This is a genomic window from Occultella kanbiaonis, from assembly GCF_009708215.1.
Taxonomy (GTDB): Bacteria; Actinomycetota; Actinomycetes; order Actinomycetales; family Beutenbergiaceae; genus Occultella; species Occultella kanbiaonis.
Map to the genome: position 1 here is coordinate 43918 of NZ_CP046175.1, position 22100 is coordinate 66017.

Annotated in this window: 23 protein-coding genes; 18 read left to right on the forward strand and 5 right to left on the reverse strand. The window is 71.7% G+C overall.

Going from position 1 to position 22100, the window contains the following annotated elements:
* The first annotated feature begins 29 nt into the window (after positions 1 to 29).
* Positions 30 to 1568: a threonine/serine exporter family protein gene (locus tag GKS42_RS00185; protein ID WP_210769273.1), complete on the forward strand. Its 1539-nt coding sequence runs from the start codon at positions 30 to 32 to the stop codon at positions 1566 to 1568.
* 91 nt (positions 1569 to 1659) lie between these two features.
* Positions 1660 to 2421, forward strand: a complete 762-nt coding sequence (locus GKS42_RS00190) for an SDR family oxidoreductase (RefSeq protein WP_154791998.1) — start codon at positions 1660 to 1662, stop codon at positions 2419 to 2421.
* 21 nt (positions 2422 to 2442) lie between these two features.
* Here the strand turns inward: GKS42_RS00190 and GKS42_RS00195 are convergent, their stop codons facing one another.
* From GKS42_RS00195 to GKS42_RS00210, 4 genes are all read right to left on the reverse strand, one after another.
* Positions 2443 to 2874, reverse strand: a complete 432-nt coding sequence (locus GKS42_RS00195; protein WP_154791999.1) for an EF-Tu/IF-2/RF-3 family GTPase — start codon at positions 2872 to 2874, stop codon at positions 2443 to 2445.
* A 36-nt stretch (positions 2875 to 2910) separates the two neighbouring features.
* Positions 2911 to 3816 (reverse strand): aminoglycoside phosphotransferase family protein, encoded by a 906-nt coding sequence (locus tag GKS42_RS00200; RefSeq protein ID WP_154792000.1) that lies wholly within the window; start codon positions 3814 to 3816, stop codon positions 2911 to 2913.
* Positions 3817 to 3825: 9 nt separating this feature from the next.
* Positions 3826 to 4392, reverse strand: a complete 567-nt coding sequence (locus GKS42_RS00205; RefSeq protein WP_154792001.1) for a phosphoribosyltransferase — start codon at positions 4390 to 4392, stop codon at positions 3826 to 3828.
* 222 nt (positions 4393 to 4614) lie between these two features.
* Positions 4615 to 5604 (reverse strand): LacI family DNA-binding transcriptional regulator, encoded by a 990-nt coding sequence (locus tag GKS42_RS00210; protein ID WP_154792002.1) that lies wholly within the window; start codon positions 5602 to 5604, stop codon positions 4615 to 4617.
* Between the two features lie 85 nt (positions 5605 to 5689).
* On the opposite strand from GKS42_RS00210, the gene GKS42_RS00215 reads away from it, so the two are divergent.
* From GKS42_RS00215 to GKS42_RS00285, 15 genes are all read left to right on the forward strand, one after another.
* Positions 5690 to 6925 carry an ABC transporter substrate-binding protein gene (locus tag GKS42_RS00215; RefSeq protein WP_154792003.1) on the forward strand — a complete coding sequence of 412 codons (1236 nt, stop codon included), beginning with the start codon at positions 5690 to 5692 and terminating at the stop codon, positions 6923 to 6925.
* A gap of 71 nt (positions 6926 to 6996) precedes the next feature.
* Positions 6997 to 7956 (forward strand): carbohydrate ABC transporter permease, encoded by a 960-nt coding sequence (locus GKS42_RS00220; RefSeq protein WP_154792004.1) that lies wholly within the window; start codon positions 6997 to 6999, stop codon positions 7954 to 7956.
* Complete coding sequence (locus GKS42_RS00225) at positions 7953 to 8771, forward strand: carbohydrate ABC transporter permease (protein ID WP_232847860.1); 819 nt, start codon at positions 7953 to 7955, stop codon at positions 8769 to 8771. The genes GKS42_RS00220 and GKS42_RS00225 overlap by 4 nt, the downstream gene beginning before the upstream one ends.
* 2 nt (positions 8772 to 8773) lie before the next feature.
* Complete coding sequence (locus GKS42_RS00230) at positions 8774 to 9796, forward strand: glycoside hydrolase family protein (RefSeq protein WP_154792005.1); 1023 nt, start codon at positions 8774 to 8776, stop codon at positions 9794 to 9796.
* A gap of 91 nt (positions 9797 to 9887) precedes the next feature.
* Positions 9888 to 10868 carry an ROK family protein gene (locus GKS42_RS00235; protein WP_154792006.1) on the forward strand — a complete coding sequence of 327 codons (981 nt, stop codon included), beginning with the start codon at positions 9888 to 9890 and terminating at the stop codon, positions 10866 to 10868.
* The gene (locus GKS42_RS00240; protein ID WP_154792007.1) at positions 10865 to 11569 is read left to right on the forward strand and encodes an N-acetylmannosamine-6-phosphate 2-epimerase; all 705 of its coding nucleotides are present in this window, start codon (positions 10865 to 10867) and stop codon (positions 11567 to 11569) included. Before GKS42_RS00235 ends, GKS42_RS00240 begins: the two co-directional genes overlap by 4 nt.
* A gap of 9 nt (positions 11570 to 11578) precedes the next feature.
* Positions 11579 to 12595, forward strand: coding sequence for a PHP domain-containing protein (locus tag GKS42_RS00245; protein ID WP_154792008.1), 1017 nt, complete (start codon positions 11579 to 11581; stop codon positions 12593 to 12595).
* A 40-nt stretch (positions 12596 to 12635) separates the two neighbouring features.
* Positions 12636 to 12902 (forward strand): HPr family phosphocarrier protein, encoded by a 267-nt coding sequence (locus GKS42_RS00250; protein ID WP_154792009.1) that lies wholly within the window; start codon positions 12636 to 12638, stop codon positions 12900 to 12902.
* A 6-nt stretch (positions 12903 to 12908) separates the two neighbouring features.
* On the forward strand, positions 12909 to 13478 hold the full coding sequence (locus GKS42_RS00255; protein ID WP_154792010.1) for a TetR/AcrR family transcriptional regulator: 570 nt from the start codon (positions 12909 to 12911) through the stop codon (positions 13476 to 13478).
* 128 nt (positions 13479 to 13606) lie between these two features.
* The gene (locus tag GKS42_RS00260; protein ID WP_154792011.1) at positions 13607 to 14401 is read left to right on the forward strand and encodes a ferritin family protein; all 795 of its coding nucleotides are present in this window, start codon (positions 13607 to 13609) and stop codon (positions 14399 to 14401) included.
* A gap of 116 nt (positions 14402 to 14517) precedes the next feature.
* Entirely contained in the window at positions 14518 to 15318 is an 801-nt protein-coding gene (locus GKS42_RS00265) for a hypothetical protein (RefSeq protein ID WP_154792012.1), read from the forward strand.
* Positions 15319 to 15341: 23 nt separating this feature from the next.
* A complete protein-coding gene (locus GKS42_RS00270) occupies positions 15342 to 17609 on the forward strand; it encodes an HAD-IB family hydrolase (RefSeq protein WP_232847861.1) in 2268 nt (755 codons plus the stop codon).
* Complete coding sequence (locus GKS42_RS00275; protein ID WP_232847862.1) at positions 17606 to 18406, forward strand: SDR family NAD(P)-dependent oxidoreductase; 801 nt, start codon at positions 17606 to 17608, stop codon at positions 18404 to 18406. The genes GKS42_RS00270 and GKS42_RS00275 overlap by 4 nt, the downstream gene beginning before the upstream one ends.
* Complete coding sequence (locus tag GKS42_RS00280) at positions 18403 to 19155, forward strand: lysophospholipid acyltransferase family protein (protein WP_154792014.1); 753 nt, start codon at positions 18403 to 18405, stop codon at positions 19153 to 19155. Before GKS42_RS00275 ends, GKS42_RS00280 begins: the two co-directional genes overlap by 4 nt.
* Positions 19152 to 20834, forward strand: a complete 1683-nt coding sequence (locus tag GKS42_RS00285) for an FAD-binding oxidoreductase (protein WP_154792015.1) — start codon at positions 19152 to 19154, stop codon at positions 20832 to 20834. Before GKS42_RS00280 ends, GKS42_RS00285 begins: the two co-directional genes overlap by 4 nt.
* Before the next feature lie 117 nt (positions 20835 to 20951).
* Here GKS42_RS00285 and GKS42_RS00290 read toward each other — a convergent pair whose 3' ends face one another.
* Positions 20952 to 21167, reverse strand: coding sequence for a hypothetical protein (locus tag GKS42_RS00290; RefSeq protein WP_154792016.1), 216 nt, complete (start codon positions 21165 to 21167; stop codon positions 20952 to 20954).
* A gap of 89 nt (positions 21168 to 21256) precedes the next feature.
* On the opposite strand from GKS42_RS00290, the gene GKS42_RS00295 reads away from it, so the two are divergent.
* On the forward strand, positions 21257 to 22099 hold the full coding sequence (locus GKS42_RS00295) for a 2,3-bisphosphoglycerate-dependent phosphoglycerate mutase (protein ID WP_154792017.1): 843 nt from the start codon (positions 21257 to 21259) through the stop codon (positions 22097 to 22099).
* Position 22100: the final 1 nt, after the last annotated feature.

Here is a 22100-nt window from a genome sequence, read left to right on the forward strand (position 1 = left end):
GGTCAGGCGCGATCGCGTACCGTCGGGTCGTGGCCGATCAGACCCCTGGAGACGACGCGTCGCCGACGCCGACCGGTGCGCTCGGCGAGCCGCTGACGGGACAGATCCCAGCCGTTGGTCCCGCGACCGGTCCGGTGCGCCGGTCGGCCCGCACCCCCGCCGTGTGGAGCGTGCCGCAGCGCACCCTGCGGGCGCGGGCTCGCCGGGCCATGGCCGGGGACGGCCCACCGACCGTGACGTTCGCGATGGTCCGCAAGGAGTCGGGCCTGACGGCGGAGGTGGAGCGGTCCGTCCTCGACCTGGTGCTGCGCACCGGCGAGGTGATGATCGCCACCGGGGCGCCGGTCGCGGACACGACGGCGGTGATGCTGCGGCTGGCCGCGGCGTACGGCGTCACGAACTGCCAGGTGGACATCACCTTCATCTCGATCACGGCCTCGATCGACCGGGACGACGACCCGGTCACGAAGGTCCGCGTCATCAACGTGCGAACGTCCGACTACAGCCGGCTCACCGACGTGACCCAGCTCGTCGACGAGGCCGGCGCCGGCGACCTGTCCCTCGAGGCCGCGCACGAGCGCATGAACGTCATCCTGACCTCGCCGCACCCCTACCGGCGCTCGGTGGTCACGGTCGCCCTCGGCATGATGGCGGCCGGTGTTGCCGTGCTCCTCGGCGGCGGGCTCGCGGTGGCGGTGGTCGCCGCGGCCACCACGATGGTCATCGACCGGTCCCTGCGGTTCCTGCGCAACCGCGGACTGCCGTACTTGTTCCAGCAGGCGCTCGGCGCGGGCATCGCGACGCTGGTGGCGCTGCTCATGCTGTGGGGCAAGCCCTATCTCGACATCCCCGATCAGGTGCTGCCGCCGTCCCTCGTCGTGGCGTCCGGGATCGTGGTGCTGCTGGCCGGGCTGTCGCTCGTCGGGGCGGCACAGGACGCGATCTCCGGGTTCCCGCTCACGGCCGCCGCCCGCTCCTACGAGGTGGTGCTCTACACGGTCGGGATCGTCATCGGCATCGGGTTCGTCCTGGACGTGGGACGACGGTTCGGGGTGCCCCTGAGCATCAGCGACGTGACCGGCGTCGCCACCGCGCTGCCCCTGCAGATCGCGTGTGGCGCGGTGATCGCCGGAGCATGGTCGGTCGCCTCGTACACGCGGATGCGCACCGTGCCGGTGGTGATGGGCGTCGGCGCACTGGCATCGGCCTCCTACGCGGGGTTCCTCGCCCTCGGCATGGGGCCGGCCGGCAGCTCCTTCGGCGCCGCCCTGGTGGTCGGGCTGCTCTCCGCCCTGGTCCAGCGCGGCATGCGGACGCCGTCCATGGTGATCGCCGTCTGCGGTATCACCCCGCTGCTGCCCGGCCTGGCGATCTATGCGGCGATGTTCGAGTTCGTCGATTCCGGGGACGTCATCACCGGCGCGGTGCGGCTGATCGCGGCCCTCTCGATCGGGCTCGCGCTCGCGGCCGGGGTCACCCTCGGGGAGTTCATCGGCACCCCGCTCGGTCGCAACGCCGACCGTTGGCAGCGCAAGGTGCAGGCGAGGGCTCGCGGCACCCGGATCTGACACCGGACCGTGACCTTCGCGGACCGCGTGTGCGGTGGCGAGGAGCGCGGGACACGCCCATCATGGTTGGAGGCGACCAGGGAGGGCAGCAATGCGGATCGTCGTCACGGGGGCCTCGGGGGTGCTCGGCACACAGGTGGTCCACCGCGCCCGCGAACTCGGGCATCACGTGGTTCCTGCGAGCCGGCGCTGGGGCGTCGACCTGTCCACGGGCGAGGGGCTCGCGGCGGTGCTGACCGGCGCCGACGCCGTGGTCCACACCGCCTGCAATCCGCGCCGCGCCCGGCTGGTCGACGTCGATGGCACCGTTCAGCTGCTCGCCGCGATCGCGACCATGGCCAGCCCGCCGCACCTGGTCTATGCCTCCCTCGTGGGCTGCTCGACCTCCACCGCGCCCTACGCCCGCACGAAGCGCGCCGTCGAGACCCTCATCGAGGACAGCGGCCTGCCGGCGACGATCGTCCGGTCCACCAGGTTCCACCCCTCGGCTGCGTTCCTGGCTCGGGCCACGGCCCGGGCGCACCGCGAGTCGGCACCGGCACCCGCACCCGCCCGTCCGGTCGACCCAGCCTGGGTCGCGGCCGAGCTCGTGGAATACGTTCTCGGCGGGCGCCCGGACCGCTGCGTGCACGCGCCGGACCTCGCCGGGCCGGAGATGCTGACGACCGACCAGCTGGCCGACGCGGTGCTCGCCCACGACGGTCGGTCGCACCGGTACCTGCGGCTGCCAGGTCTCGGCGGGCCGGCCCGGGCCTTCGCCACCGTCGCGGACCTGCCGGGTCCCGGCGCCCTGCTCGGCGGGACCTCGTTCCGCGACTGGCTCGGACAGCAACCGCTGCCGATCCGGCGCTGACCCTCCGCCGATCCGGGCGGGTCACCGGCCGGCGATGAGGTCTCCCCGCTGCACCTGGTTCTTGCCGAGCCCACCCATGAGCAGACCGACCTGGTCGCCCGGGCCGGCCTCCCGGCGCAGGCGCCGTGCGGACTCGACGCCGGTGATCTCGCTGGAGGCGATGTGGACGCCGTCGCGGATGATCGCGACCTGCTGCCCGGTCCGAGCCACACCGTCGGCCAACGTTCCGGTCACGACCGTGCCGCGGCCGGTGACGGTGAAGACATCCTCCGCGACCAGACTGAAGACACCCGGGACCGCCTGGACCGCCGTCGCCGCCACCGGCGGACCGAAGTCCGACGGCGGAGCAACGGCGGGTGGGCCCGTCGCCGGTGCCGGGGGTCCGTTCACCCCGCGCAGGTAGGAGTCGACGGTCGGGGCGCCGTCGCGGTCCTTCTTCTTCTTCCAGAACACCTGCTCGAGGCTAACAACCGACGCCGCATCCGCCACTCACCGGGCGAGATTGGCGTCCGGGGCGTCGAGCAGTTCGGTGATGGCGTGCGTTCCGATCGCCGCGAGCTCGGCGTTGTCGTCGGAGTGTTCCGCGAGGGCAGTGGCGAGCACCAGCGCCCACCCGCGGGCCCGGGCCCAGACGGCGTCGTCGACGCCGGTGCGCAGCGAGTACCGCACCACGAACTCGGCCCGGCCGGCGCCGTCGAAGGTGAGCCACGCCGTCGCCAGGTCCGTGGCCGGGTCACCGGAGGTGACGTCGCCGAAGTCGACGACGGCGCTCAGCCGGCCACGCTCCACGAGCAGGTTCAGCGGATGGAGGTCGCCGTGCAGCCACACCGGCGGCCCCGCGTGCACGGGGGCCGCCAGCAGCGCGCGCCACAGCGCCGAGAGCTCGTCGCTGCGCGGTACGTGGCCGGACGCGAGCCGTCGGGTGACCTGGGCGTCCCTGGCCGCCAGCGGCACGCCCCGCACGGGATTGGGCGGCGCCCAGTCCGGTGCGGGCACGTGCAGGTCCGCGAGGAAGTCGGCGAGACCGGCGGCCCAGAACGAGCGGGCGGCGACCGCCTGGCCGGTGGCCGGGTGGCCCGGCAGCCAGCGCAGCACGGACCAGGGCCAGGGGTAGTAGTCGGTCGGTTCGCCGGCCAGCCGTGGGTTCGGGACGGGCACCCGGACCAGCCGGCGGATCGTCGGCAGGCTCAGCTGCTCGTGTCGCACCAGGTCGACGGCGGCCGCGCGTCGCGGCAGGCGCAGCACGAAGTGCTCGCCCGCTCGGATCATGACGTTGTCCCAGCCGTTCGCGACCGTGTGCAGGAACGCCGTCGCGAGCTCGGGGAACTGGTCGGTGAGGAGCCGGCGGGCGAGGTCGGTGGTGATCTCCACCTCCGCCGGAGGCATGTTCGGCATCGGCGGAGCTCAGCCGTTCTCGCCGGGTGCGTCGGAGGGGCCGGTGACCGGCGGCAGGGCGGACCACGGGAACGAGATCCACCGGTCGGTCCGCCGCCACGTGTAGTCCGGCTCGATCACCGACCGCGGCTTCGTGTACAGCACGGCGCTGCGGGCTTCCACGGGCAGATGCTCGCCGGCCTCGATCCGGCCGTCGCCGTCGAGGTCGATCGGCAGGCCGCGCTGGAGCAGGTCCATGACCACCCGGAGCGTGTGCCCGGAGTCCGCGACGTCGTCGACCACGAGGACCTTGGCGTCGGCGAGCACCGTGGTGTCGAGCAGCGGGGGCAGCACCACCGGCTCGGGCAGCGTCTCGGCGACGTCCGTGTAGAACTCGACGTTCATCGTGCCCATCGCCTTCACCCCGAGCGCGTACGCGATCGCGCCCGCGGGCACCAGCCCGCCGCGGGCCACCGCGATCACCAGGTCCGGCATCCATCCGCTCGCGACCACCTCGCGGGCCAGTTCGCGGGCCGCCTCGCCGAACCTGTTCCAGGGCAGGACTTCGAGGGCCGGGGTGCGCGGGGAATCGGGCATGGAGTCAATGTAGCGGCTGCTGTGACCGGCCAGATCGGCGGCAGAACTCGCACCGTGTGCTCCTGTTAGCGTTCTCAAAATGTGACCGAAGAGGCTTGACGTCCGATTCGAGATCCGCGATTGTATCGATAAAGAACCGGGCGTCGAGGCCCGGCAGGAGCCCCGGAACACTCGTCGTGGAGGATCAGGATGGGCAGGCGTCGTGGTGGTGGTGCGGTGCGGTCAGCGCACGGAGGACTCCCGCACCTCCAGGTGCGCCACCGCCGTGACCAGCTCGCGTGGCGAGTCGTCGCCGGCGATCCGGCGCAGCAGGAGCCGCGAGACCGCATCAACCATCCCGGCGTGATCGGGATGCACCGAGCTGAGCCGAGGCAGGTGGTGGGCCGCGGCGGGAACGTCGTCGAAGCCGACCACCAGCACGTCCCCCGGCACGGTGACACCGCGATCGGCGAGGCCCCGGATCAAGCCCATCGCGACCTGGTCGGTGTAGGCGAACACACCGTCGAAGGGCGTGCCCCGGTCGAGGAGCTCGTGTGCGGTCCGTTCACCGCCCTCGAGGGTCTGCGCCGTGCCGATGACGAGGTCGGCCGGCATCGGGATCCCGGCCGCGGCGTGCGCGTCCCGGTAGCCGTCGGTGCGCAGGGTGGACATGGAGGTCTCACCGTGCAGCGTGCCACCAAGGGCGACGACCCGGCGGCAGCCTCGCTCCAGGAGGTGCGCCACCGCGAGCCGCGAGCCCTCCCGGTTCGCCATCATCACGTGGTCGAACCGCTGGTCGAGGGCACGCTCGCCGAGGAGCACAGTCGGAAAGGTCGTGGGCAGCTGGGCGACGTCCTCGGCGCCGAGACCCACCGCGCTCAGGACCAGACCGTCGTACATGCGCAACCGGGAGAAGCTGGCCGCCTCGAGCTCTCCGGCCCTGCTCGCACCCGTGCGCTCCACGACCACGCGCACGCCCTCGTCCTCGAACCTGGTCATGAACAGCTCGCTGAGGTGCGAGAAGTACGGGCTGCCCAGATCCGGAACGGCGAGCCCGATCACGCCGGTCCGGCCGGCCCGCAGGTTTCGTGCGGCGAGGTTCATCCGGTAGCCGAGCGCGTCGATGGCCTCGACCACACGCGCCCGCGTCTCCTCGCGCACGTGCGGCCGACCGTTGACGACGTTCGAGACCGTCATCGTCGACACCCCGGCCGCCCGCGCGACGTCGCTCATGGTCACCACGCTCCCGATCCTGCCGTACCCGCGTGTCGCACACCCACCTCACACCAACCCCGCATGACAACGAAGGAGTAGTCAGATGAGAGCACGTCCCCTGATCGCCGCGGCGGCGGTCCTCGCCACGGCCGCCCTCGGCCTGGCCGGCTGCAGCGGAGAGACCGATGACCGCACGGCGCTGTCGTTCTTCTCCTGGGACAACGAGGAGACGATGGCTCCGATCATCGCCGCCTTCGAGGAGGAGAACCCGGACGTCCGGATCGAGTTCTCCAACGCCCCACCGGTCGCGGAGTACATCTCGACGCTGCAGACGCGGATCCTGTCCGGGACGGCCGCCGACGTGTTCGTGATCGCCGCCGAGAACAAGACCAACCTGATCGAGGGCCAGTACGTCCTGGACCTCACCGACGAGCCCTTCATGGAGAACGCCGCGGAGTTCAACACGCGGACCTACTCGGCGGACGGTCGGGCCTACGGACTGTCGCTCGCCTCCTGGGGCAGCGGCATCCTGTACAACGAGGATCTGCTGGCTGAGGTCGGTGCGGACAGCCCGCCGCAGACCTGGGACGAGTTCCTCGCCCTGTGCGCGGATCTGCAGGCGGCGGGCATCGCTCCGTACCTGCAGTCCGTCACGCAGATGACCACCACGATCTCCGCCTTCATCGGGGCGCAGGACGCCGCCATGGACAACACGCTCGACGCCGGGATCTTCGACGGCACCAGCTCGTTCGCCGAGACCTGGACGGAGCCGCTCACCGAGTACAACCGGCTCTGGACGGAGGGTCTGGTGACCACGGACGTGGTGGGCCTGACCGGGGAACAGGTCCGCGATGAGTTCATCAACGGGCGGGTCGCCATGATCGACGCCGGGCCGTGGGACCTGAACCCGATCCGGGAGGCGGCCCCGGACCTGCAGATGTCGATGGTGCCCGTGCCGGCGCTGCCAGGCAGTGAGCCGTTCCTCTCGGGTGCGGCCTCGCCGGGGTACGCCATCAACAGCGCCTCGGAGAACCTCGATGAGGCCAAGGCGTTCCTCGCGTTCCTTGGTCGAGCCGACATCGTCGAGATGTACAACACGGCGACGGCGGCCATCACGACCACCAGCGACTTCGAGCCGGTCATCGATCCCGCGCTGGCACCGATCGTGGAGGCCGTGCGCGCCGGTCAGGTCTACCTCCCGCAGATCGCCTGGACCCGCAACGAGGACATCCTCAACACCGAGGCCGTGGCTCAGCTCCAGCTGATGGTGCAGGGCCAGGTGACGCCGGAGCAGGTGGCGCAGGCGCTGGACCAGAAGCTCGCGGACAGCGACGGCTAGCGCGAACCGGCGGGAGCGGGCCGTGTCCGCTCCCGCCTACCCGGCCGTCCTACTCGTTCGGAAAGGCAACCATGGTCAGCACCGCACCGCCCCTGGTCCAGGGCCGGCGCTCCAGCCTCCAAGGCCGGTCGCGCCGCGGGGCCTCGCGCGGCAGGTGGCGAGAGGTCACCGCCAACCAGCTCTTCCTGGTCCCGATCGGGATCGTGTTCCTCTGGCTCTTCGTGATTCCGCTGGGCCAGACGTTCTACTACAGCTTCACGGACTTCACGGGCTACTCCACCGACGTCGCCTGGGTCGGAGGTTCGAACTACGCGAAGATCTTCAACGACTCGTCCATGCTCGCCGGGCTCGCGTTCACGCTGCTCTTCGCCGTGGGCACGACGGTGATCATCACCGCCTTCGCGATCCCGCTCGCCGTGATCCTGAACCGCAGGTTCATCGGGCGCAACTTCGTGCGCTCGGTGTTCTTCTTCCCGGCGATCCCCAGCATCGCGATCCTCGGCCTCGTGTGGGGCTACATCCTGTCCCCGCTGGGCAGCGGCGTGCTCAACAGCGTGCTGGACGCGCTCTTCTCCGTTGGCCCGTTCCCATGGTTGTCCGACTCGACGCTCGCTCGGATCTCGGTGATCGTCGTCGCGGTCTGGGCCGGCACCGGGTGGCACGCGGTGCTCTACCTGGCCTACCTCCAGTCGATCCCGGCCGACTACTACGAGGTGGCCACCATCGACGGAGCGTCCGCCCGGCAGCGGTTCCAGTACATCACCCTGCCCCTGCTCACCCCGGCGATCGTGATCAGCCAGTTCCTGCTCATGACCGGCGGCCTCAAGGTCTACGACCTGCCGTTCACGCTCACCAGCGGCGGCCCGGGATACGCGACGTACACGCTGACACAGGCGATCATCACCAGCGGCGTGGCACAGGGACGCTACGGCCTGGCCTCGGCCCTCGCCGTCCTGTTCACGATCGCGGTCGCCGTGCTGGTGCTCGCCCAACTGGGGCTCTCCCGGCTCCTCGAGAGGAGGATCTCGTGAACCGCAAGGCGTCACCGCTGACGAGCGTGATCATGATCCCGGTGGCACTCCTGGTGGGACTGCCGCTCTACTACATCGTGGTCAACACGTTCAAGACCCAGGGCGAGATGAGCACGTCGCCGCTCGCGCTGCCCCAGCAGCTCTACCTGGAGAACTACCGCACGGTGTTCGAGTCGGTGCCGCTGGCCTCGAGCTTCACGAACACCCTGTATGTGACCGCGCTGTCGATCCTGCTGATGCTGTTGATCGGCTCGACGGCGGCGTACGGGATGATCATGCGCAACTCCGTGTTCAACCGGTGGTTCGGCGTCGCGCTGCTCCTCGGCTTCATCATCCCCGGGCAATCGACGCTGATCCCGCTCTATCGGCTCCTCGTGGACATCCACCTCGTGAACACCCTCACCGGTCTGGTCCTGCTCTACAGCGCGGGCTCGATCTTCTGCTACTTCCTGATCCAGGGATATATGCGCACCGTGCCGTTCGAGATCATCGAGGCGGCCCGGATCGACGGCGCCGGCGTGTTCGGCATCTACTGGAGGATCGTGCTGCCGCTGATCCGCCCGATCCTCGTCACGGTCGGGGTGTTCCAGACGATGTGGGTCTGGAACGACTTCATCACCCCGAACGTCTTCCTCAGCTCGCCCGAGAAGAAGACCCTGGTGCTGCAGGTGTACACCGCGGTCGGCCAGTTCTCCACGAACTGGCCGTCGTTCATGACCCTGAGCGTGATCGTGCTGATCCCGATGGTCGTCTTCTTCATCCTCACCCAACGACACATCGTCAACGGCCTGCTGGCCGGTGGCGTGAAAGGCTGAACGTGCCCCATCCGGCAACCACCGCGCGGACCGCGCCCGCGCCGCTGTTCACCGACCCGGTCCATCACGCCCCGACCGACCCGACGGTGGTCGCCGGGCCGGCCGGCCCCACGGGCCGGTGGTTCATGTTCTACACACAGCGCCGGGCCGAGGCGGACGGTCCGGGCGTGACCTGGGTGCACGGGACCGACATCGCGGTGGCGACCTCCGATGACGGCGGGCTGACCTGGGCCTATCGCGGCGCGGTCGAGGGCCTCGATCCGCATGCCGGGCGGAACACGCTCTGGGCCCCCGAGGTGACCTTCGCCGAGGGTCGCTTCCACATGTTCCTCAGCTACATCACCGGGGTCCCGGACCGCTGGGCCGGGCACGCCCGCCGGATCCTGCACCACGTCTCCGACGATCTGGAGCACTGGGAGTATCGCGGCGAGGTGCCGCTGTCCTCCGACCGGGTCATCGACGCCTGCACCTACCCGCTGCCCGGTGGCGGCCACCGGATCTGGTTCAAGGACGAGGCCGCGGGATCGGCCACCTGGTGCGCGGACAGCGTGCCCGGCAGCAGCCTGGAGCGGTGGGGGCCGGCACGGCCGGTGATCACCGGGGATCCGCACGAGGGCCCGAACGTGTTCGCCCTCGGCGGTGCGTACTGGATGATCGTCGACGAGTGGCACGGCCAGGCCGTGTACCGCTCGGCCGATCTGGAGGACTGGACCCGCGACGGCCTCATCCTGGACGCCCCCGGCCGCCGCGACCGGGACGCGACGTTCGGCCATCACGCCGACGTGGTGGTGGGCACGGATCCGGACGGCGTCGAGGCGGCCTGGATCTTCTACTTCACCCACGACGTGCAACCGCACGGGGCGCAGGGCAGGGCCCTCGAGGCCGAGCGTGAGCGCGGTGGCGGGGTGCCCGCGACCCGGTACACCGCGGTGCAGGTGGCGACCGCGACGGTCGTCGACGGGCACCTGGTCTGTGACCGCGACGAACCGGTCGCCCTCGACCTGCGCCGGGCGCTCGTCGGCTGAGGGTCCGGCGGCACCGGGCGTGTGCTCGGACCTCGCCCCGGCCGTGGTGGAATTGGGCCGGATCTTTCCGACCCTGAACGGAGCAGACCGGATGAACACTGTCATCGGCGTCGACCTCGGTGGCACCAAGACGGCCGCCGCGCTCGTCGACGCCGACGGCACCCTGCGCGGGCTGCGCGAGGTGGCCACGCCCGCGAAGGCCGGCCCGGACGCGGTGCTCGACGCCGTGGCCGGCGTGGTGCGGCAGGTCGCCGCCGAGCTGGGCACGGAAGCCCGCGACGGCGGACCTCGGGTCGGTCTCGGCGTCGCCAGCGCCGGGGTGGTCGAGGCCCGGACCGGCCGGATCATCTCGGCGACCGACGCGATCACGGCCTGGGCCGGCACGGACGTCGCCGGTGGCCTGCGGGCCCGGCTCGCCGACGTGCTCGCCCCGGACCTGGAGGTCGGGGTGCTCAACGACGTGGACGCGCACGCCGTGGGGGAGGCGTGGATCGGGGCCGGCGCGGGGCGTGAGGTCGTCCTCATGGTGGCCGCGGGAACCGGCATCGGTGCCGGCCTGGTCGCCGCTGGTCTGCCGTGGCGCGGAGCCCACCACAGCGCGGGCGAGCTCGGTCACCTGCCGTCCGGTGACGCCGTCGGGCTCACCTGCACCTGCGGGCGCGACGGCCACCTGGAGGCGATCGCCGCCGGACCGGCGATCCACCGGCGGTACCTCGCCCTCGGGGGCGACCCCGCGAGCGCGGACACGCGCGACGTGGCCCGCCGCGCCGCCGCCGGGGAGGAGCTGGCCGTCCGGGCCCTGACGGACACCGGCCGCGCGCTCGGCCGGGGCATCGCCGGGATCGTGACGATGCTCGACCCGGACGTCGTGGTCGTCGGCGGTGGCGCCGCCGGTGCCGGCGATCTCTGGTGGCGGCCCATGGAGGAGGAACTGCGCCGCGAACTCATCCCGCCGCTGGCCGGCATCGAGCTGCGGCCGGCCCGGCTCGGTCCCGGTGCGGCGATCGCCGGCGCGGCGCGGTGGCTGCGCCTCGGCCGTCCCTGGACCGGCGCCGCGGAAGCGGACGCGTGACGAGCGGAGCCGGGACGGACCTCGGCGGCCTGGTCGAGTCCCTGCGCGACACCCTCATCGTGTCCTGCCAGGCCTACCCCGGGGAGCCGATGCGGGACCCTGAGGTCATGGCAAGGGTCGCCCGGGCCGCCGTGATCGGCGGGGCCGCCGCGGTGCGGGTGCAAGGGCTCGCGGACATCCGCGCGACCGTCGACGCCGTCGACGTCCCGGTGGTCGGCCTGTGGAAGGACGGCTCGGACGGTGTGTTCATCACCCCGACCCTCGAGCACGCTCGGGCCGTGGCGGACGCCGGCGCGCAGATCGTCGCCGTGGACGGCACCCGTCGCCCGCGGCCGGACGGGCGCACGCTCGCGCAGACCATCGCGGGCCTGCGGGACACCCACGACGTGCTCGTGATGGCCGACTGCGGCTCCCTCGAGGACGCCCTGGCTGCGCAGGGGGCGGGGGCGGACCTGCTCGGGACCACCTTGGCCGGGTACACCGGCGAACGGCCGAGGACGGACGGCCCGGACCTCGACCTGATCACCATGACCGCCGCCGCGTGCGAGGCGCCGGTGATCGCCGAGGGCCGCATCCACACGCCCGCAGCGGCGGCGCAGGCGCGCCGGGCCGGGGCGTTCGCCGTCTGCGTCGGCACCGCGATCACGCACCCGAGCACCATCACCGGCTGGTTCGTCGACGCCATCACCGCCGACGGGTAGCGTCGAGGCGTGGATCCGATCGACGCGCTGGAACGGGTGGCGTTCCTGCTCGAGCGCGACCTCGCGGACCCCCACCGGATCCAGGCGTTCCGCCGGGCCGCGCGCCGGCTGCGTGGGCTCGAGCCGGACGAGCTCGCGACTCGGCTTGCCGCCGGCACCCTCACAGAACTGCCCGACGTCGGACCCCGCACCGCGGGCGTCGCCATGGCGGTCGCCCGCGGCGAGACGCCGGACTACCTGGCGGATCTGGAGTCCGCCGCCGGCCCGCTGGTCGACGGCGCCGCCGAGGTGCGCGGCTGGCTGCGCGGCGACCTGCACACCCACTCGGACGCCTCCGACGGGGGCAGCCCGGTCACCGAGATGGCCGTGACCGCGATCGACCTCGGGCACTCCTACTTCGCCCTGACCGACCACTCGCCGCGCCTGACCGTGGCGCGCGGGCTGTCCCCGGACCGGCTGCGCGCCCAGATCGCGCAGGTCGCCGCGCTGAACGCCGAGCTCGCGCCGTTCCGGATCTTCACCGGGGTGGAGGTGGACATCCTTGAGAACGGCGCGCTCGACGGCGAGCCCGACCTTCTCGACGAGGTCGACATCGTGGTCGCGAGCGTCCACTCGGCCCTGCGGATGCCGGCCGAGCAGATGACGCTGCGGATGGTCAGGGCGATCGCGAACCCGCGCGTGGACGTGCTCGGACACTGCACCGGCCGCCGGGTCATGGGCGGGCGCGGCACCCGGCCGGAGTCCGAGTTCGATGCGGAGATCGTCTTCGAGGCGTGCCGCCGGTTCGGCGTCGCCGTGGAGATCAACTCACGCCCCGAGCGCCGGGACCCACCCACCCGGTTGCTCCGCCTCGCCGTCGAGATGGACTGCGTGTTCGCGATCGACTCCGACGCGCACGCCCCCGGCCAGCTCGACCTGCTCGATCACGGGTGCGCCCGCGCCGCTGCCGCCGGCCTCACGCCGGACCGGATCGTGAACTCCTGGGCCGCCCCGACGCTGCTCGAATGGACCCGCGTGAACGGGTAGATTGGGGACTTGAAGACCGACCACCACGAAGGATCCGACGATGGCTGAGCGCACGGCGACGATTGGCTCGCCGGTGGGGTTGCACGCCCGCCCGGCGGCGATCTTCACCCGCGCCGCCGAGGACTCCGGCATCCAGGTGCGGATCTCCAAGAACGGATCGGTGCCCCAGGATGCGGCGAGCATCCTCGGCGTGATGACGATCGGCGCGAAGTACGGGGACACCGTCACCCTGCACGCCGAGGGTGCGCGGGCCGAACGGGTCCTCGAGGAACTGGCCGAACTCCTCTCCCGCGACCTCGACGCCTGACCGCGGATGGCGCGCCGCGAGGACGTCGACCGCCGCATCTACGCGGCGGCGATGAACCTGCTCCGCACCCATGGCCCGCTGGCCGTGACGGTCGAGGCGGTCGCCGCCGAGTCCGGCGTCGCCCGGACCACGATCTACCGGCGCCACAAGGACCGGGACGCGGTCCTCGCCGCAGCGCTCGGCGACCACATGGCGAGCCGGGTCGTCGAGCCGGGCGACGACGTCTGGCGGGACATGCGCGCCGCGGTCGAGTCCCTGATCGCCACCCTGGAGGGCGGCCCCGGCTCCGGCGTGTTCCTCGGCCTGGTGCAGAGCGGGGACCGGGACCAGGTGGAGCTCATCCGGGACAAGCTGCTGCGGCCGCGGATCGCGCTCGCGGTGGAGCGGCTGCGGGACGGCGTCGCGACCGGGCAGGTGCGCCCCGATGCGGACATCGAGGTCGCCGTCGACCTGCTCCTCGGCGCCGTGGCGGCCCGGTTCGCCCACTCGGGAACGTTTCCGCCGGGCTGGGCCGGCTCGGTCGTGTCCACCCTGCGGGTCGCGTTGCAGGCGGACCGCGACCCATCCGAAGGATGATGTGGCACGAACTCCGGGTAAGGCCGTAGGCTCGGACCGTTAGGCGCTACACGGTGTGTAGCGTTCACCCGCCCCGGGCCGACGGCGCCTGGCCGCCAGCGCAGCACCGGGAGTGAAGGGCACACCTCATGGCATTCGATATCGAACGGTTCACCCAGGACTCGATGAGGGTCAACTGGGAGGACCTCGACCTCGACAACTTCCGCGAGAACCCGCTGCCGCCGGAATCGGTGCGGACGTTGCGGTACATGTGTGACGTCGAGTACCACACGGTGTGTTACCTGCGGGACATGCTGGTCACCCGCTCCCACGGGGAGGGCGAGGTGAACGCCTTCATGACGATGTGGAACCGTGAGGAGTTCTGGCACGGGGAGGCGCTCGCGCACGTCCTCTCGCTGCATGGCGTGACGGTCAACTACGACCAGCTCAAGGACCGCCGCAAGAAGCTGGGCTGGCGGGACCGCCTCGCCCCGGTGAAGCAGTCCCTGCTCAGCAACATCGTCGGCAAGGACTTCGTGGCCGTGCACATGCTCTGGGGCGCCGCCAACGAGTGGTCCGCCGCTGCCGCGTACAAGCGCCTCGGCGTGCTCGAAGGGCACCCGTCACTGGCCGAGCTGCTCCGGCGGATCGCCGCCCAGGAGTCGAAGCACGTTGCCTTCTACGCGACGCAGGCGAAGACCCGGCTCGCCGGCAACCCCAAGGCGCAGAAGCTGGCCCGGTTCGCCCTGAAGAACGCCTGGGCGCCGGTGGGCTCGGGAATCATGTCCGACGACGAGGTGACCCATGTGATGGGTCACCTGTTCGGTGGTACGGAGGGTCGCAAGGAGATCAACGCGATCGACCGCCACATCGGCCGACTGCCCGGCATGGAGGGCCTGACCATCTTCGCGGACGCCCTCGACGCGCGCGGCGTCGCGGCGTGAGCGGCGAGACCCGCAGGACAGGAGGCCGGGGACGCCAGGCGGGTCCGGACCACCGGGCTCGACCGGGGGCCCCCGAGGCACCGGGCGCGACCGACGACGGCGCGCGGTTGCCGTTCATGTCCGACTCGGACGGCTTCGACGTGCGCGCCTACACCCGCGATCCGCGGTCGCTGCGCCGCGGCGACCTCGACCTGGTTGCCATGCAGGGACTGCCCACGAACACCCTGCTCACCCTGCGGCACCTGCAGCAGGTGGAGCGCGGCACCCTGCGGCTGATGCGGGACCTGCTGGTCACACCGACCCATGCCGAGTCCCGGGTCACGGCGTTCCTGACCACCTGGGCGTACGAGGAGTACTGGATCGCCGACGCCCTCGAGGCGGTGCTGGAGGGCAACAACCACACGGAGGTCGCGCACAGCACCAAGCTCGGGCGGATGCGCCGCGGCTGGGACGACCGGATCATCCCCACCGTGGACGCGATCCGGACGAACCTGCTCGGCAGCGACATCGTCGCCGGTCACATGGCCGTCGGCCTCCTGGACAGCCTCGTGGCCCGCGAGAGCTACGCCCGGGTCGGGGTGCTGGAGCCCCGCCTGGCGAGCCTGATCGACCCGATCGTGACGATCAAGGACCGGCACGTCGAGTTCTACACCGACGAGGCAGCGGACCGGCTCGCCGCCTCCGCGGGGGCGCGCCGCCTCGGCCAGCAGGCCGTGCGGTCGTGGCGCTGGCCCGGATCGCGCTACGGCGACCCCGGCTACGTCCAGCCGGTGCTGCGCTACCTCTTCGCGGATCCGTCCGTTCGTGCGGACATCGACGCCGCCGACGCCCAGGTCGCCGCCCTGCCCGGGATGGCCGAAACGCACCCGATCCGGCGGGCCCTCGGGCGGTTCGCGTCCCGGGGAGCACGGCAGTGACGACCCCGCGTACAGTATCCGGGGTGTCCGACCCTTTGAACAACGCCCACGTCCTCATCACGGGCGCCACCGGCTTCGTCGGCCAGGCCGTCCTGGAGAAGCTGCTCTCGACCTACCCCACCACCCGGATCAGCCTGCTGGTCCGGCCACGCGGCGCGCTGACCGCGCAGATGCGCGTGGACAAGCTGCTGAGGAAGCCCGTGTTCTCCGCGTGGCGCGAGCGGGTGGGGGACGACGGCGTGGCCGCCGCCGCGGGTCGTGTCACCGTTCTGTCCGGTGACCTCGGGGACGTGCCGCCGCTCTCGGACGACATCGACGTCGTCATCCACTCCGCATCGAGCGTCTCCTTCGACATGCCGATCGACGACGCCTTCCGCGACAACGTGGGCGGCCCGGTCTCCCTCTACACCGCGCTGCTGGAGTCCGGCTCGGACCCGCACGTGGTGCACGTCTCCACCTGCTACGTCGCCGGGCTGCGCAAGGGCGTCGCCGAGGAGCGATCCCTCGACCATGCTGTCGACCGCACCGAGGAGACGACCCGCGCGCTCGCCGCACGGGCCGAGGCCGAGGCCGCCTCGAGGCGCCCCGAGGTGCTCGGCAGGCTGCTCGAGAAGGCCCGGTCCGTACACCGCCGCGCCGGCGCCCAGGCCGTGTCCCAGGCCGCCGAGGAGGCCCGCGCCGCCTGGGTGACCGAACGGCTGCAGGACGCCGGACGTACCCGCGCCCAGTCCCTCGGCTGGCCCGACGTGTACACCTTCACCAAGGCGCTCGGGGAGCGTGTCGCGGAGGAGCTGTGGGGGCGCGAGCACCGGCTGTCCGTGGTGCGGCCCACGATCATCGAGAGCTCGCTGAGCCACCCCTACCCGGGTTGGATCGACGGCTTCAAGGTGGCCGACCCGCTGATCGCGGCGTACGGGCGCGGCATGCTGCCCGAGTTCCCCGCGCTCGCGGACACGATCCTCGATGTCATCCCGGTCGACCACGTCGTCAACGCCATCCTGGCCGCGGCCGCCGCGCCGTCGCCGGTCGGTGAGCCGCGGTACTACCAGGTGGCCTCCGGCATCCGGAACCCGCTGCGGTTCGGCCGGATGGTCGCGATGATCCGCGAGTACTTCAGCGCCCACCCGCTGCTGGACGACGAGGGCACCACCGTGCAGGTGCCGAACTGGACGTTCCCGAACGGGCCCGCCGTCGAGCGAAGCCTGCGCCGCCGCGAGCTCGCCGTCGACCTGGCCGACCGCGCCGTCGGCCGGCTGCCCGCGAACGACCGCACCCGCGGCTGGATCTCCGCCGTCTTCAAGGCGAAGCGTGACCTCGGGACCCTGCGCAAGTTCACGGACCTGTACAAGCCGTACACGCAGACCGAGGTGGTCTTCGACGACGCGAACACCCGGGCGCTGCACGAGTCCCTGCCGGCGGAGCGGTGGGAGTCCCACGGCTTCGACGTCACGGCGATCGACTGGGACTACTACATGATGGAGGTGCACGTCCCCAAGGTCCCCGGCCTGATGCGGGCCCGCGGCCGGCGCGGCGCCTCCGGGACCTCCACCAAGCGCGCCCTGCCGCAGCGCACCGACGTGCTCGCCGTGTTCGACCTGCACGGCACGGTGGCCGCGGCCAGCCTGATCGAGCACTACGTGTGGGTGGAGCTCGCCGCCAAGGGGTCCGGCCAGGCGTTGCGTGAGCTCGGTGGCATGGTGGCCAACTCCGGCACCTACCTGCAGGCCGAATGGCGAGACCGCGGCGACTTCATCCGCAGTTTCATGCGCCGGTACGAGGGGGTCAACGAGGCCGCGCTGCGCGATGTCATCGCCCGCAAGGTGACCCCGTCCCTGCGGGCCCGCGTCCTCGCCGAGGCCACCGAACGGATCGCGGAACACCGTGCCGCCGGCCACCGCACCGTTCTGGTCACCGGCCAGATCGACGTCTTCGTGGAACCGCTGGCGGACATGTTCGACGTGATCGTGGCCGGTCGGATGGAGAAGGACGCCGACGGACGCTGGACCGGTCACCTGGCCACGTCCCCGCTCGTGGACGAGGCCCGCGCCACGTGGCTGACCCGGTACGCCCGGGACTCCGGCGTCGACCTCGCCGGCTCCTACGCCTACGGCGACACCTACTCGGACCGGCCCTGGCTCGAGGTGGTCGGCCACCCGAACGTCGTCAACCCCGACTCCTCGCTGTACCGGTACGCCAAGGAGAAGCGCTGGCCGGTGCACAGCTGGACCACCACCGCCGAGGGGCGGTTCTCCCCGGTCCTTCGCAGCCTCAACGGATCGGGGCGCCGGTGACGTCCGCGGCCGGCGAACGGTCGCCGCTGACCGGGACCGCCATGGTCACCGGCGGCACGTCCGGTATCGGCCTCGCGTTCGCCCGTGGTCTCGCGGGCAGGGGACTGGACCTGGTGCTGGTCGCTCGTGACGCGGCGCGGCTCGAGTCCACGGCGGCCGACCTGCGGCACGAGTTCGGGGTCGCGGTCGAGACCCTGACGGCGGACCTCGCCGAGCCCGACGGCGTCGCGGTGGCCGTGGCCCGGCTGACCCGCCCCGAGACGCCGGTGACCGTGCTCGTCAACAACGCCGGGCACGGCGTGCACACGCCGCTGATCAGCGAGGACCCCAGCCCGCACCTGCAGGCGATCGACCTGATGGTCAGCGGGGTGCTCGTCCTCGGCGGAGCTGCCGGACGGGCCATGTCCGAGCGTGGCAGCGGCCTCATCATCAACGTGGCCTCGGTGGCCGGCCTGATCCCGATGGGCTCCTACTCGGCGATCAAGGCCTGGGTCAACGCCTACTCCGAAGGGCTCGGCATCGAGCTCTCCGGCACGGGTGTCCGGGTGATGACGCTGCTGCCCGGTTGGGTGCGCACGGAGTTCCACGAGCGCGCCGCGATCCGCACGAACTCGATCCCCTCGGTACTGTGGCTTGATGCGGATCGACTGGTCGCCGACTGCCTCGCCGACGTGGACCGCGGCCGGACCAGGTCGGTGCCGTCGCGGCGGTTCAAGGCCCTCGCCTGGGGAGCTCGGCACGCACCGCGACCGTTGGTGAACAGGGCCGCCGCCCTGATCAAGAAGGGACGCAGATGAGCGCACAGCGTAGGACCGCCCGGTACCACCGCGCGTGGCACCGCTGGCTGCGTTACGTCGCCCAGCGGCTGATCATGCGGCCCGTGATCTTCGCGAACACCCGGGTGACCGTCGAGGGGGAACGGCACCTCGCCGGCATCGACGGACCGTTCATCCTGGTCGCCAACCACTCCAGCCACCTGGACGCACCGCTGTGCATGACCGCGCTGCCGTACCGGGTCACGAAGAACCTCGCCACGGCGACGGCGGCGGACTACTTCTACAGGCAGAAGTGGCGCAGCACGCTGACCTCCTTCTTCTTCAACTCCTACCCCGTCGAACGGGGCAGCAACCGCGGCAAGGGCGCCGGGATGTCAGTGTCCCTGCTGCGCCAGGGCGTGCCGCTGTTGATCTTCCCGGAGGGCACCCGGTCCCGGACCGGCGAGATGGCCGCGTTCAAGCCCGGCGCCGCGGCGCTCGCCCGGTCCCTGCACGTGCCGCTGATCCCGGTGGCGCTGGTCGGCGCGTACGACGCGATGCCGGTGGGCGCCGCGTGGCCCAAGCCGGGCCGGATGCCCGTGAAGGTGATCGTCGGAAAGCCCGTCCGGGCCCGCGCCGGCGAGAGCCTGCCGGACCTGAACGCGCGCCTCACGGCGCGGGTGCGCGCCATGCACACCATGCAGACCTCGTACGTCCTCGTCACCGATGACGACCGAGCCACCAAAGCGCCGGAGACCGACCTCGGCCAGGCACAGGAGGATGTTTCATGACCGACGTCGAACACCAGAAATGGTGGGGTTGGGGCGTGGAGGGCATCGCCTTCCATCACGAGGACAAGCCGGCGTTCGCGGGCTTCGTCCTGGACAAGGTCGGTATCGACCTGACCCAGCCCGGCGGCGAACCGCCGACGTTCGACGAGATCGAGGTGCCGGCCAGCCGCCTCGGCGACGACCTCGGCGCCCGGTTGCGGGCCGCCGTCGGCGATCACCAGGTCAGTACCGACGACATGCTGCGCGTCGTGCACACCTACGGCAAGGGCATGCGCGACCTGGTCCGGGTACGGGCCGGTGACCTGCCCCGGGTCCCGGACGCGGTGGTCTACCCGGCGAACGAGGACGAGGTGCGCGCCGTCGTCGACGCGGCCGTGGCCGCGGACGCCGTCCTGATCCCGTTCGGTGGCGGCTCGAACATCTCGGGCAGCCTGACCCCGCAGCCGCGCGAGGAGCGCACGGTCATCTCCCTCGACCTCGGCCGGATGAACCGGGTGCTCGAGATCGACGAGAGCTCCGGCCTCGCCCGGATCCAGGCCGGCGGCCTCGGGCCGGACATCGAGGAACAGCTCACCACGCGCGGGTGGACGATGGGCCACCAGCCCGACTCGTTCAAGCACTCCACGCTCGGCGGTTGGATCGCGACCCGTTCCTCGGGGATGCAGTCGGACAAGTACGGCGACATCGCCGACATCACCCGCGGGATGCGGGTCGTGCTGCCGGGCAAGGTCGTCGAGCTGCGGCCGCTCCCGTCGACCTCCACCGGGCCGAGCGTGCGCGAGATGATCATCGGCAGTGAGGGGCGCCTCGGCGTCGTCACCGAGGCCTGGGTGAACGTGCACCGGGTCCCCGAGAACCGCGACGTCATCGCGTACCTGTTCCCGAACTGGGCGGCCGGGCTCGCGGCCATGGCGGAGATCTCCACCTCCGACGCCTCACCCACGATCACCAGGGTCTCCGACGCCAACGAGACCTCGTTCTCGCTCGCGACCCGCAAGGCCTCGAAGGGCATCTCCGGCAAGGTCGGCGAGGGCCTCTTCGAGGTGCTGCGCCGGCGCGGCTGGGACCTCGAGAAGGTCTGTCTGTCCTACATCGGCTACGAGGGCGGCACCGCGAAGATCCGGGCCGAGAAGTCCATCGTCGGCAAGATCATCGGCAAGCACGGCGGCATCCGGCTCGGCCGTGGCCCCGGGGCGCTGTACGACCAGAAGAAGTTCGACACCCCCTACATCCGCGACTTCCTGCTGGACCGTGGCGCGATCGGGGACGTCTCCGAGACCGCCGCGCCCTGGTCGAAGCTGGGCCAGGTCTACACCACGACGGTCCGGGCGGCGCGAGCGAAGTTCGCCGAGCTGGGTGTCACCGGGTTCATCATGTGTCACCTGTCGCACTCGTATCACTCGGGTGCCTGCCTGTACTTCACGTTCGCGTTCCCGCCGAACGCCGGCGATGACTTCCTCGGCCAGTACGACGCGGTGAAGACCGTGATCCAGCAGTCGTTCATCGACGCCGGGGCCACCCTCTCGCACCACCACGGGGTGGGTACCGACCACGCGCCGTGGCTCGAGCAGGACATCTCCGAGGCGGGGACGGACCTGATGGTTGGCCTGCTGCGTGCGGCGGACCCGGGACGCAACCTGAACCCGGGCACGCTGATCCCCGACCACCGGGAGTGGTGAGGACGCCGGCGCGCGTTGCGTTGGTCGGGGGACCGGCGCGCACCGCGTGCCGGCCGGCTCCGCCGCGACCCTGATCGAGCCGTCGGCGCGGCGGCCGAGAGGCGACCGCGGAGCGGCTCAGAGCGGGTGCAGCCGGCCCGAACCGACGGCCACCCGGACCACCCGGTCGCCGAAGTCCACCAGGGTGGCGATCTCACCCTCCACGCCGACCACGCGGCCGAGCCCGTGACGGTCGTGGGTGACCCGCTGTCCCACCTCGAACAACACCGGCGGCGGGGGCGGTAGGCGGAGGTTGTTGAACGGGCTGGACGCGAGCGAACGGGGGGTGGCCATCCCTCAAGCATCCTCTCTTCTGGCCGAATGTCACGTTCGGCCTCGAAGGGGCCGGACCCGACCGGCTCGCAGATCCTAGGCTGGGGGCGATGAGCCACGTCGCGAGCCCCGGTGAGCAGCCCGATCCGCACGGGCGGACGGCAACGGTCGAGGCCGAGCGGGCCACGTGGTCGCCCGCGAATGTGGTGCTCGTGCGCCACGGCGAGTCCGTCGCGAACGCCAGGCACCTGTTCACCGGCGTGATCGACGTCGGCCTCACCCCGGCCGGCGAGGCCGAGTGCGTGCTCGCCGGTCAACGCCTGGCCGGCGCGGGCTGGGTGCCGGACGTGATCTGCACCTCCGAGCTCGTGCGCGGCTGGCGCACCGCGGACCTGATGCGCACGGCGTGGCCGGAGGTCGTCCCCGTGGAGCGGGACTGGCGGCTCAACGAGCGCAACTACGGCGCCCTGTCCGGGTACCTGAAGACCGAGATCGCCGAGCGGTTCGGCCGTGACCGGTTCCTGTACTGGCGGCGCTCCCTCGAGGGCCGCCCGCCCCCGCTCACGCCGGAGTTGCTCGCTCTCTGGCGGGTCCTGCCCCCGTTCGACGTGCTCCCACCGCAGGCACTGACGGCGACCGAGTCCCTCGCTGACGTCGTGGCGCGGGTCCGGCCCTGGGTTGCAGAGGTGCTCGGCGCGCACGTCTCCGCCGGTCGGCGGGTCCTGTTGGTCGCGCACGGCAACTCCCTGCGGGCCGTCTGCGGTGTCCTGGACCGGCTCGACGGCGACGAGCTCGCGGCGCTCAACCTCCCGAACGCGCGACCCCTCGCCTACCGGTTGCGCGCCGCCCAGGAGGCTACCGCCCCGGTGCCCACGGTCCGCGGCGGCGAGTACCTGGACCCGGGAGCGGCCCACGCGGAGGCCGCCGCGATCGCTGCGGAGGGCGGGACGTAGG